At 36.4% G+C, this 12549-nt stretch carries 12 protein-coding genes and 1 tRNA gene; 9 read left to right on the top strand and 4 right to left on the bottom strand.

Features of this window, described 5'->3' with window-relative positions:
* The first annotated feature begins 190 nt into the window (after positions 1 to 190).
* Both T529_RS0102750 and T529_RS0102745 read left to right on the top strand, forming a co-directional pair.
* Entirely contained in the window at positions 191 to 2035 is a 1845-nt protein-coding gene (locus T529_RS0102750; RefSeq protein ID WP_051646815.1) for an alpha-glucosidase, read from the top strand.
* A gap of 286 nt (positions 2036 to 2321) precedes the next feature.
* Complete coding sequence (locus T529_RS0102745; protein WP_033162088.1) at positions 2322 to 3425, top strand: metallophosphoesterase; 1104 nt, start codon at positions 2322 to 2324, stop codon at positions 3423 to 3425.
* Between the two features lie 172 nt (positions 3426 to 3597).
* Here T529_RS0102745 and preA read toward each other — a convergent pair whose 3' ends face one another.
* Together preA and T529_RS0102735 are read right to left on the bottom strand one after the other, a co-directional pair.
* On the bottom strand, positions 3598 to 4857 hold the full coding sequence (gene preA / locus T529_RS0102740) for an NAD-dependent dihydropyrimidine dehydrogenase subunit PreA (RefSeq protein WP_033162087.1): 1260 nt from the start codon (positions 4855 to 4857) through the stop codon (positions 3598 to 3600).
* Positions 4850 to 6079, bottom strand: a complete 1230-nt coding sequence (locus tag T529_RS0102735; RefSeq protein WP_081823044.1) for an FAD-dependent oxidoreductase — start codon at positions 6077 to 6079, stop codon at positions 4850 to 4852. The genes preA and T529_RS0102735 overlap by 8 nt, the downstream gene beginning before the upstream one ends.
* Before the next feature lie 303 nt (positions 6080 to 6382).
* Between T529_RS0102735 and T529_RS0102730 the strand changes: the two genes are divergently transcribed.
* The 3 genes from T529_RS0102730 to mscL all read left to right on the top strand — a co-directional run bounded on the left by T529_RS0102730 (position 6383) and on the right by mscL (position 8684).
* On the top strand, positions 6383 to 7180 hold the full coding sequence (locus T529_RS0102730; protein WP_051646814.1) for a DUF2238 domain-containing protein: 798 nt from the start codon (positions 6383 to 6385) through the stop codon (positions 7178 to 7180).
* Positions 7181 to 7386: 206 nt separating this feature from the next.
* Entirely contained in the window at positions 7387 to 8169 is a 783-nt protein-coding gene (locus tag T529_RS0102725; protein ID WP_033162086.1) for a ZIP family metal transporter, read from the top strand.
* Positions 8170 to 8288: 119 nt separating this feature from the next.
* Positions 8289 to 8684 (top strand): large conductance mechanosensitive channel protein MscL, encoded by a 396-nt coding sequence (mscL, locus tag T529_RS0102720; protein WP_033162085.1) that lies wholly within the window; start codon positions 8289 to 8291, stop codon positions 8682 to 8684.
* Between the two features lie 35 nt (positions 8685 to 8719).
* On the opposite strand, the gene T529_RS0102715 is transcribed toward mscL, so the two are convergent.
* On the bottom strand, positions 8720 to 8923 hold the full coding sequence (locus T529_RS0102715) for a hypothetical protein (protein WP_033162084.1): 204 nt from the start codon (positions 8921 to 8923) through the stop codon (positions 8720 to 8722).
* Positions 8924 to 9022: 99 nt separating this feature from the next.
* On the opposite strand from T529_RS0102715, the gene T529_RS0102710 reads away from it, so the two are divergent.
* Positions 9023 to 9099, top strand: a tRNA-Thr gene (locus T529_RS0102710).
* 411 nt (positions 9100 to 9510) lie between these two features.
* Here the strand turns inward: T529_RS0102710 and T529_RS13715 are convergent.
* On the bottom strand, positions 9511 to 9723 hold the full coding sequence (locus T529_RS13715) for a zinc-ribbon domain-containing protein (RefSeq protein WP_033162083.1): 213 nt from the start codon (positions 9721 to 9723) through the stop codon (positions 9511 to 9513).
* A gap of 230 nt (positions 9724 to 9953) precedes the next feature.
* Between T529_RS13715 and T529_RS0102700 the strand changes: the two genes are divergently transcribed.
* From T529_RS0102700 to T529_RS0102690, 3 genes are read left to right on the top strand one after another with little or no spacing between them, the layout of a single operon-like run.
* Positions 9954 to 10184: a hypothetical protein gene (locus T529_RS0102700; protein ID WP_033162082.1), complete on the top strand. Its 231-nt coding sequence runs from the start codon at positions 9954 to 9956 to the stop codon at positions 10182 to 10184.
* A 1-nt stretch (position 10185) separates the two neighbouring features.
* The gene (locus tag T529_RS0102695; protein ID WP_051646813.1) at positions 10186 to 10887 is read left to right on the top strand and encodes a HesA/MoeB/ThiF family protein; all 702 of its coding nucleotides are present in this window, start codon (positions 10186 to 10188) and stop codon (positions 10885 to 10887) included.
* Positions 10884 to 12122 carry a glycosyltransferase family 2 protein gene (locus T529_RS0102690; RefSeq protein ID WP_051646812.1) on the top strand — a complete coding sequence of 413 codons (1239 nt, stop codon included), beginning with the start codon at positions 10884 to 10886 and terminating at the stop codon, positions 12120 to 12122. The genes T529_RS0102695 and T529_RS0102690 overlap by 4 nt, the downstream gene beginning before the upstream one ends.
* Positions 12123 to 12549 lie beyond the last annotated feature (427 nt).

The raw sequence follows: 12549 nt of genomic DNA, 5'->3' as shown, positions 1-12549 counted from the left end.
GAAGTGGACCCGGAGGAACTGAAAAAGAATCTGAATTTACTGAATAACAGGCCACGTAAATGCATAAAATATAAAACACCTAAAGAAGAATTACTGGGTAACTCATCGCAGGTGTTGCACTTAATTTGACAAATCATCTTCTTGAAAAGGGAAAATTGTTCGTAATACAATGGATGTAGGAGGTTTTCTTATGGTTACACTTGACTCATCAATTGCTGATATTTACGCCTCACCAGTAGGACATGATGTATTAACGATGGCTTGTCATCATGCACAAATTCCTACCTGGGTCCTGCAGACACCACTGATGAAAGTTCTCAAGATCAAGTCTCTTTCACGCTTCACTAAAGATTTTGATGAAAATTTCTATCAAACACTCATACAACTCATCAATGCTGAACAAGATACGCCACCTTCAATTGATGGTGAAATCAAACATACATGGTGGAAAGAAGCTGTTTTCTACCAAATCTATCCACGCACATTTATGGATAGTAATGATGATGGTATTGGGGATCTTCAAGGGATTATTGATCGTCTAGATTATTTAAAGGATTTAGGTGTTGATGCATTATGGCTTTCACCTATCTATGATTCACCACTAGATGATAATGGATATGATATACGTGATTATTATAATATTCATCATGATCTAGGGACGATGGATGACTTTAAGAGATTGCTTCAGGAAGTGCATAAGCGAGATATGAAGCTGATTATGGATTTAGTTGTCAATCATACCAGTGATGAACATCGTTGGTTCCAAGAAGCACTAAAAGATCCCAATTCACCTTATCGTAATTATTATTTTCTCTATCCTCAAGAGAACAACACACCACCCAATAATTGGGAATCCTTCTTTTCTGGAAGTGCCTGGAATAAGTATGAAGAAGAGAAGCTATGGGGACTTCATCTTTTTAGTAAGAAACAGATGGATCTCAATTGGGATAATCCAGACTTAAGAAAAGATATCATTCAAATGATTAATGACTATCTTGATTTAGATGTTGATGGTTTTAGAATGGATGTCATTAATTTAATTTCTAAGACAGCAGGTTTACCTGATGGCAATGTTAAGCTTGGTAAGATGATGGGCTATTGTGGTATTGAACATTATTTCTATGGACCACATCTCCATGAATATCTCCATGAAATTCATGAAAAAGCCTTTAAGCCACACAATGCTTTCTCTGTTGGAGAAGTACCTGGTTTATCAATGGCCTTAAGTCAGATGGTGACAAATGATGAAAGGGAAGAACTGGATATGGCTTTTAGCTTTGACTTGTTGGAAAGTCCGGGACATACACGTTATGAAGACTACCGCTATGATTTAAATGCCTATCGTGATCAAATACATGAATGGATGACCCATTATGGCAATCATTGCTGGATGGCGCTATTCTACAATAATCATGATAATCCACGTATGGTCAGCAAGGTTGATCACACACATCAATATGACAAACAGATAGAGACACTCTTAGCTATTATGCAGATGACATTAAAAGGAACACCGTTTATCTTCCAGGGGGATGAAATGGGCTTAACCAACTATAACTTTACATCCATTAACCAAATTCATGATATTGAAGGTGTTAATCTCTATCAAGAACTCATAAAAACAATGAGCGAAGAAGAAGCTTTTAAAATCATCAAAGCAGGAACACGTGATCATACCCGGATGATGCTTCCTTGGAACAAGGCATCTAAAGAAACAATGGGTTCCCTCTATCAGGATGCACATGTTTCGATGATAAAAATCTATAAAGAACTTATTCATCTTAGAAAAAAACATCAGGCACTCATCTATGGTGACTATCATTGCCTCAGTTCAAAGCATAATACTTATATCTATGAGCGGGCAACAGAGAATGAAACTTGCATAATAGAATGTAACCTTTCCAACACTGTTCTTAAAGCCCATAACTATCCCGATATGCATCGTGTTTTCCCATCTCGAGTTGAAAATTCAAGACTGCTTGGACCATATGAAGCACGGATTTATATAAAGGTTACTTCGAATGCATCTCACTAATTGGTATATTAAAAATCACTTTCTTGTCGGAACTATGAGTAATGGTGAAATGTATATTGGGCGTATTGAGGATATTGAAGAAGAGGATGATAACTATCTTATTTGCACTGAACATGGATGTTTTCTCTGTTTAAAAATTGATCAAAAACAATAGGCTGGTAAGATCCAGCCTTTTCTATACTAATGAACTTATCAAGTAGTACATTTCTCGCAATCATAAACAAGCTTTGGTATAGTGGGAATATAATGAAATCTAGCATGTAATTTTTTATAGAGGTATATGTTTATGATTGTAATATTTTTATTGATTATCCTCCTGATTGTTGGAGTGATATTATTTGGAATGTTCTATATATTAAAACAAGTTAGACAATATAGCTTTGTGCAGGCTATGATAAACAAAAATAAGTATACAGCCTGGGGAATGTTAGTATTGCTGCTAGTTCTTATTGGAATAGGACTATGGCTTGATCATGTGAACATGCTTATTGTCTTATTGCATTTGGTATTAATATGGATGATTGTCGATGGGATACGTTTACTTATCAATAAATACAGTCGTCATAAAGTCCAAGCTTTTGTAAGCGGGCTTGTGGGCTTAGGGCTAACTGTTAGCTATTTAAGCTATGGCTATTATCAAGCTCATCATGTTGTTACAACACATTATAGTCTTTCAACATCAAAGGTGATTGACAAGAACTTGCGTATTGTCCAGATTTCAGATAGCCATATTGGCGCTACATTCCATGCCGAGGGCTTTAAAAAGCAGATGCAGACCATTCAAAGCTTGCATCCAGATCTTATTGTGGTAACAGGGGATTATGTCGATGATGATACAACAAGAAAAGATATGCTTGCCTCAACAAAAGCGCTTGGCCAAATCAAGAGTGCTTATGGCACATACTTTGTCTATGGTAACCATGACAAAGGCTATATGAACTATCGTAATTTCTCAGTCCAGGACTTAGAAGCATCTCTTAAAGAAAACAATATTCATATTCTCAATGATGAGAGTGTACAAATAGCTAAGCACATTACTGTTGTTGGCAGACAGGATGCACAAACAGCGTCCAATCGTAAGAGTGCTCAGGCATTAATGCAATCCATTGACTCAAAACAATATGTCATCATGCTTGATCATGAACCAACCGATTATATAAATGAAGCCAATAGTCATCCTGATCTTGTTTTAAGTGGACATACTCATGGTGGTCAGATGTTCCCAATTGGCATTACAGGTGAATTGTCAGGTGCTAATGATATGACTTATGGCATTAAGACGATGGAAGATACAACCTTCATTGTCAACTCCGGTATCTCTGACTGGGCAATCAAGTTTAAGACTGGTGGGGCAAAGGCTGAAATAGGTGTAATAGATATAGAAAAATAGAGTGTTATGCTTGAATATTCTATAATGTTAGTGTAAACTAACATTATAGAAGGGGGATGTGTTTATGAGAAAAACAGTATTAAAGCGCATCTTAATATTAGAAAGAATAGCGCAGACACTTAAAGTGAGATAAATAGAAAAGAGGCACCTCAATTGAGATGTCTCTTTGTTTTTAGAGCCAGTGTTTATTAAATGGATGTTTGTCTGAAGGCTGGCCTGCTCTTCCTTCTTTAAGGACAATTTCGCCCATGCCAATCGCATGTACTGGGCAGACAAGTGCACAAAGATGACAGCCAACACATTTGTCATGATCGCATGTAGGTTTTCTCGTTTCGCTATCAAAGCTAATAGCCTGATGGGCACCATCAAAGCAAGAAACATAACAACGACCACAACCAATACAAGCATCAAGATCGAAATCAGGATAAACCTTATAATCACGATCCAAAGATTCTGCAGGAATGATATTCTTGTTGGCTAAACCGACAAGATCACTGAGATGTTCAACACCCTGTTCTTCCATATAATGCATAAGACCATTCTTCATATCTTCAACAATACGATAACCATATTGCATGATTGCGGTTGTAACCTGAAGCGTTGTTGCACCACAAAGAATAAATTCAGCTGCATCTTCCCATGTTTCAATACCGCCGATACCTGATATTGGTAAATCAGGAATGCCATCTCTTAACTGCTGGATAAAGCGTAAAGCAACAGGCTTGACAGCTTTTCCAGAATAGCCAGAAATAGAAGATTTACCATTAATAATAGGCATTGCGGTCTTTCGCTCTAGGTCAATATCAGTAATGGATTTAATTGTGTTAATCGCACTAATGGCATCAGCACCTGCTTCCATGCAGGCTTTTGCACAAGGCACCATATCTGTAATATTAGGTGTCATCTTGGCAATTAATGGCAATGAAGAACCACGCTTGCATGCCCGTACATACTTTGCACAGAGTTCAGGATTCGTACCAACATCGCTACCCATGGCATGACTTGTCATTTGTGGGCAGGAGAAGTTTGTTTCAATCATGTCAGCACCAGCTTCAGTGACCAGTCTTGCCAGCTCTTCCCAGTCCTGTTCATTTGTACCCATGATGGATGCAATTAGGACTTTATCAGGGAATTCTTCTTTCAGTCTCTTGATATCAGCAAGGTTCTCCTCTAATGGATGTTCAGCAATCTGCTCCATGTTCTTAAAGCCGACAAAATCAGTACTCTCTTTATTCAAGATATCAAAACGAGGAGAAACCTCATCGACAATAAAGCTCTTAGGACCAATAGTCTTAAAAACAATGCCGCCCCATCCTGTTTCATAGGCTTTCTTGCACATTTCATAACAGTTACCTACTGGTGATGAAGAAAGGCAGAATGGGTTTTCAAAATGTACACCACAAAAATCAATCGATAAATCTTTATTAATCATGATCCTTACCTCCAAGATAACTATCAATAGCACATGCAGCTTCTTTACCTTTCTTAACTGCCCATACAACAGTCTTATCACCTTTCGTGATATCTCCAGCTACAAAGACATTTCCATCAACATGATAGTTGTCTTCTTTAACTTCATTAGCTTCCATTGGTAAACCAAATGTCTGGTCTGGTTTTTGACCAACAGCTAGGATAATCTGATCAGCTGTCAATGTATATGTTGCATCAATATGTCTAGCCTTAAATGTAACAACATTTTCATTTACAGCATCAGGTACATAGCCATCAATAATTGTGACACCAGCTTCTCTTGCTCCGGCAAGTTCTTTTTCACTTGCAAGGAATTCTGATAATTCTTCATAGACAACATCTGTGACATGTTCACAACCAAGTTTCTTTAGTGTTGTTACAACATCCATAGCGACATCACCACCACCAATAACAAGTACATTATTCTTAACATCATGTGAGCCCTGATCAGCCTTCACATTATGTAAGAAGTCAATAGCACTGATGACATATGGATTCTTTTCAAACATTGGCAAGCACTTCGCTTTTGAATAACCAACAGCTACAAGAACAGCGTCAAACTTTTCTTTAAGATCTTCAAGTGTCCTATCCTTTCCAATTTCTGTATTATAGTGGAACGTAGCGCCTAAGTTTTCTAGACGATGAATGTTATCATCAACAATCGCGTTAGGAAGACGATATTCAGGAATGCCAGTACGCAAATAGCCTCCTGCTAAACCTTCTTTCTCATAGAAGTCAACCTGATAACCCATAATCAGAAGTCTTAAGCCAGCTTCTAAGGCAGCAGGACCTGTTCCGATAATACCGACCTTCTTGCCATTAGGTGTGCCTTTTTCAAGAATATGCATATGACTTGCTTTCTCAAAGTCTGTCACAAACTTCTGAATGCCACCAATATCAATAGGGCGATCAATGCCGCTACGTGAGCAGCCTAGCTGACAATATTTCTCAGTAGGGCAGACACGTGCACATATATCACCTAAGCCATTATTCTCTCTAATGATTTCAGCTGCTCCTTTATAGTTCTTAAAACGCACAGAACGAATAAAGCGTGCGGGATCTGTGTTTGCCGGACATGCCTTGGAACAAGGTGCGTCATAACAAAGTAAACAGCGTGATGCTTCTTCGTTCACTGTTAAAGCGTTGAAAGAAGTACCACACTCTTTCATATAGGTCTCTTTCATAATATACCTCCTTGAATATGTAAACGATTTCATATATATCATTATAGGACTTTATAAGAGTTTTGAAAAGGGTATATTTAGGATATAAGGAAGATGAAAGGGAATATTATGTTAATATTTGTATAATATACAAAATAAACATTTCACAAGTTGCATTAATACAAATATCTTGAAGAACTTCTATCAATCTTTTTTCATGTCATTTCTAGAAAACAAGACATCATACGATCTACTCATCCGTAAACAATATTTGTTCCTATATTGTCATGAAATATGTTAGACTGAGGCAAAGGAGTAACAAATATGAAAATTCGTCAATATATTAAAAGACAAAAGGAACTGATTAAAGAACATAAAGGAACATATAAACTCTATAAAGTCCTGAGATTCCTTGTGATTGTCACAGCAGTATTATCTTTTTTAAGAGGCAGCTATGAAAGTGTCGCTTTATGTATATTATCTTTATTACTGTTTCTTCTACCATCCATCTTTGAAGAGAAATTAAGAGTGGATATACCTGGATTATTTCAAGGCATCATTTATCTCTTTATCTTTGCGGCAGAGATACTAGGAGAAGTTAATCACTACTATACTGCTATATTGGGCTGGGATACGATGTTGCATACGATCAATGGCTTCTTATGTGCAGCAATTGGCTTCTCACTTGTCTATATTCTTAATCGTAATTCAAAGAATATCAACTTATCGCCATTCTATCTTATTCTTGTCTCTTTCTGTTTTTCGATGACAATAGGTGTATTATGGGAGTTCATTGAATTTACGGCTGATCAGCTATTTTACTTAGATATGCAGAAGGACTTCATTATTAAGAATATTGGTTCAGTAACACTAGATCCAACCCATTCCCAGATACCTTATCAAGTCAAAGATATCATTAAAACAGTCATCTATACAAAGGGTGGTACACAGGTTGTCATACCTAATGGCTATCTTGACATTGGGCTTCTTGATACAATGAAGGACTTACTTGTCAATTTTATTGGTGCGATTGTCTTTAGTGTTATTGGCTATTTCTATCTCAGAAATGAAGGTAAAGGTCATCATTTCTTGAAAGGCCTGATTGTCAAGCCAAAACCATAATCTCACACAATACAATGATAATTCTAACAACATCTTTGTCTATTCTATAAGTGTAGTCAAAAAACTTCATAAACTTTCCTTACAATTCCCAAAAGACTACTTAGTCCTAGACACTTCCCAATCTAGGGCTTTTTTTCTTTTCTCTATCATCTTCGTTGACTAATGGAAGCGGGAATGATAACGTGAGAAAAAAGAAAGGAAAAGTTATGAATAAGAATATATTAATTGGGTTGCTTATTCCTTTTGTAGGAACGACTTTAGGCAGTGCCATGGTCTTTCTAATGAAGAAGGAAATGAATCAGCTCTTACAAAAAATATTACTCGGATTTGCCGGGGGTGTCATGATGGCAGCTTCAGTCTGGAGCTTGCTTATACCGGCAATGAATATGTCAAGCAAGATGGGAAAACTTGCCTTCATACCAGCATTAATTGGTTTATTGCTTGGAATTTTCTTCTTGTTGGCTATTGATGCATTGACACCACATCTCCACATAAATGAAACAGAACCTGAAGGCTTACATGCCCATCTCAAGAAAACAACAATGATGGTCTTAGCTGTTACCATCCACAACATTCCAGAAGGAATGGCCGTTGGTGTTGTCTTAGCTGGCAGTGCTGCAAATAATGCAACGATTACACTTGCGGGAGCGTTGGCTTTATCAATTGGTATTGCCATTCAGAACTTCCCTGAAGGTGCCATTATCTCAATGCCATTAGCTGCTGAAGGCAGCGGTAAGAAAAAGGCATTTATGATGGGAACACTTTCTGGTATTGTTGAACCTATTGCTGGTCTGATTACTGTGTTATTATCAAGTATTATGATTCCTATTCTCCCATATTTATTATCATTTGCCGCAGGTGCTATGATTTATGTCATTGTTGAAGAAATGATTCCTGAAGCAAGCGTGGGAAAACATTCCAATATCGCAACAATTGGTTTTGCGGTTGGGTTTGCGGTTATGATGGTACTTGATGTTGCCCTTGGTTAAAGCAATCTATATTATATAGATTGTTTTTTTCTTTCTCATGAAGTAAAGAAAAACAAGTTTGAACTATTGCATAATCCTGATATCACAATGTATAATAATGACATTGGGGGAAAGATAATATGAAAAATTTATGGAATGAATTTAAAGAATTCGCATTTACTGGTAATGTCATTGATATGGCAGTCGGTGTTATTTTAGGTGGTGCTTTAAAGGACGTTGTAACAGCCTTAGTCAATATGTTTATGGGTGTTGTTTCAGCCATCATCAAAATACCAGCATCACTAGATAAAGCAACAGCACAGGTTGGACCTGTTCATATTGCTTATGGTGCATTTGTTTCATCATTCATTAACTTTATTCTTTTAGCACTCTGTGTCTTCGCAATTATTAAGGCACTTAATACTGCTAAGGATCGTTTTAAGAAGGAAGAAGCTGTTGAAGAAGCTGCACCTGCAAAGAGCGATGAAGTTGTATTGCTTGAAGAAATTAGAGATTTACTGAAAAAGAATGCCTAAGAAAAAAGCCTCATCTAAATAGATGAGGTTTTGTATTATAGATCAGAATTCTTGAGTTCTTCATTCTCATAGGTAGAACGTTTACTGTGGTCATCAGCTAGTTCATCAGACTCTACTTTTACAACTTTCTCTTTCTCATCACTTGTTGCCACAGTCTGGAAAAGATTCATATTCATTGACCATTCTTCTAATTCTTTTTCTAAATCATCAGTATCTTTTGCCTTATATTTAATCGCCATAATATCCACTCCTTGTATTTCCATTATAATAATCAATCTTATGACTTGTCAATTTTCACTATACTTTCACACATTTCATGATATAATAACTAAGTACTTGCCGGAGTAGCTCCAATTGGTAGAGCAACTGACTCGTAACCAGTAGGTCGTGGGTTCGAATCCCATCTCCGGCACCATTCCTTTTAAAATCTTTTCTGAAAAAATTGGATTTTCTGAAAAAATTTTGGAGATATTTTCAGAAAAATGAACTTTTGAGAATAATTTATTGACATGATAGAAGCCAGAACATTTCTATAAGAATTTCGATTGATTCATTATATTACATATTGATAGTGTCAATTTATATGATACAAAAAGCATATTGCTATAATGTTGATTGTGAGAGCGAGAAGTCCGGGTTATCCGAACAACTCGCTTTTTTATTTACGCTGTGCCATTGATTTTATAGTTACGGCATATTAATTCACGATATTATCTTAAAAAATGTATTTTCCTTGAATTTATAAAAATGAACTTTATTTTTTGTTCACTTGGTTTATTGAAATTTAAAACGCCCTACAACATCTATTATGGGCGTTTCATGACAATCAGAGGAAATGAAGTCTTTTCTGTAGTCTACCATTGCATCTTGGACGTGCGTTCTGGTGACGTTTTTCTTTCAGGCATCTAGCCTGCACAGACATTGTGTATTTGTAGTCGCACACAGGACATATCCACCAGGCCTTTCCATTATACTTGTCGCTTATTTCAGTGGCCGATACCTCAATAAGAGCATTCTCATTAGCAGCCCACTCTTTCATCAACTCAGGATGCGTGTTTTTCAGACAATTCGTCTCATTGATGAGCCGCCCTCGGCAGTAAGGACAGGAGAGCTGGTCATTGTCTTCACGTTGTATGCGTTTGATGATAGTATAAATATTGAACAGGTTAAACATCTGTTACAACCTGATGCGTTGCTATAATATAATCATAGAGATGATATTGATATTGTAACTATTTAGCTATTTTTAACGAAAGGGAGAAGAATTAAATGGATATATGTTTTGCTGGTAAGAACTATTTGATTTCGAAATTCACAACGAAAGAGCAGTTTATTAAAGAACTAAAGCAAATTCTTCCTGAACTGTTTGAAAATGATGAAATAAAATGGAATTGCTCGTTTATGATTAATAATCAATTCTATAATGCTATGGAAGTGTTTGATGCTTTAGAACCTATGACAAAGAAAGTATATGTACTTTTGCAATTAGCTGGTGGATAATATGGAAGATAATAGATATTCAAGACAACTATTGATACCAGAAATTCGAAATGGTATGAGCAATGTACAAAATGTCACAGTGGCAATTGTGGGGTGTGGTGGATTAGGATCTCTTAATATTCTTTATTTAGTTGCCTTAGGAGTTAAAAAGCTGATTTTGATAGATGGTGATAAGGTTGATACTACTAATTTAAATAGGCAAATAATACATTTAGAGAAAGATATAGGAAGATATAAAGTGGATTCTGCTGAAGAAAAAGTGAAGGAAATTAATCAATATGCTAAAGTGAAAAAGTATAAAAAGTATTTAGATAAAAGTAATGCTGATGTTCTTTTGCAAGATGCTGATATTATTCTCGATTGTGTTGATAACCTTGCAACAAGATATTTACTAGATGACTTATGTTCCAAAAGAAGTACACCGGTGTTTTTTAGTGCTGTAGAAGGATTTAAAGGATTTGTCTATAGTAGAAAGAAAAGTAACTATCCACCTTATTCAGATATTTTTAAGCCTGCAAACCATCCAGATTGTAGACAAAAAGCATCATTTGGTGCTGGAGTAGGATTGATAAGTTGCCTGCAATGTTTAGAGGTGATCAAATACCTAACCTTTGAAGAGAATGAAGGGCCTTTTATAATGGATGTTGACATGAAGAATAATATTTTTAATATAATTCGTTTGGAAGAGGAGAGCGCCTTATGAAACTATCTGTAATTGTGGCTGCCTATAATGAAGAGAAAAATATTCATCGATGTCTCGATTCTCTTGTCCATCAGACAATGAGAGATGGTTTAGAAATCATTGTTGTGAATGATGGCAGTATTGATAAAACAGCTGAGATATGTGACAAGTATGCTGAGGAATATGACTTCCTGAAAGTTCTGCATACAACCAATAATGGGCAAGGCATGGCCAGAAATCGTGGGATTGAAGAAGCTACGGGTGACTATATTGGCTTTGTGGATGCTGATGACTGGGTTGAAATAGATATGTTCGAGCACCTCTATGAAGAAGCTGTCATTCATGATAGCGATATGGTGGTTTGTGATGTGCATAAGATCTTTGATGATGAGCAGCGTGAAGAAGATGTCATCAGTCTACCTGAGCCAGCATCTAGCATAGACATTGGCACATATCTTGCTTATGGGGAGAATAATGCCTATTCCTGGAATAAGATCTATAGACGTGAATTATGGCAAGAATATCATTATGAGAAGATGGTCTATGAAGATCTTGCCTTAATTCCTATCATCATATGTCACTGTCAGAAGATTTCCTATGTGCAGGAAAGTCTCTACAATTATTTCAAGCATAGTCATACAACAACATCTAGTTATAAGAACCCGCGGCTCTTTGATATCTTTATAGCCTATGAGAAACTCATGCAAGCGGAAACAGAGTATAAGGACTTCATTGTCTATAATGTAGCGAAGCGGCTGCTGCGTAACATGAAGACTGCAGGTTTCAAGTACTACTTTGCAGAATGTATTGAATTCATCAATCGCTATACTGAGGTATTCCTATCTAATGAACTTGTAAAGAAGGATTCGGCTGTCTGCTCTATCTATGACTATATAGGTATGCAGACAATCCCTAATAGGCTTATCCATCTACGTTCAGTTTCCATCGATAGCTTCAAACGCTATACACGTCACTATGAAGATGTTATCTGCGATAGCTATGAGGAAATGTTTCGGCAAGCTTTTGAAGGTGGGGGCCTGATCATCAATGATGAATTGGAACTCTCTGCGCCCTATGGCTATCTAAGAGCTACACATAGTTTTGTGGTTAATGAGGGCAAAGGATGCATATCTACAAAGCTGATGGGATTTGTGAAAGAAAGTGAGTCGATTGACTATATAGCGGATTGCCTTAAAAAGAAAGACAATATAGATGAACAGAAACTTAAGAATGTTGAGATTATAATGGACTACTAAAATGTAGGCTTCTTTGCTCGATGGAGTGGATTAAATTTCCTTGATCAAATATAGGACAGAATGGGTTAACATTCTCATGCTATGTATTGGTTTACTTTTATGCAGATATTTTTAAGACTATTCACATCTAAGTGATGATTATAATTTTTTACAACTGTGTTCCTAACACTGAAAGTATTTTCTATAGTGAATTAACTGAAAAAACACTTGTGAATTTTCAATTTGTACAACTTTTGGGATTTACTTCAGAATAGGTGTCTTTATATTAGACTATAGCTGGTATGTGAAAAGAGATATTTATCATCGCTCAATTCTCATTGAAAGTTCCTGTTTAGTCGCGTAATCATCGAATGAATTCGGAATGAATTTAATCGGGCCTATGTCAGTGGGCCCGGTTTTGTGGTATTCTGTGGGTGTGATTGACAGA

Source organism: Sharpea azabuensis DSM 18934 (assembly GCF_000702165.1).
GTDB lineage: Bacteria > Bacillota_I > Bacilli_A > Erysipelotrichales > Coprobacillaceae > Sharpea > Sharpea azabuensis.
This window is presented reverse-complemented; position numbering and strand designations above follow the sequence as displayed.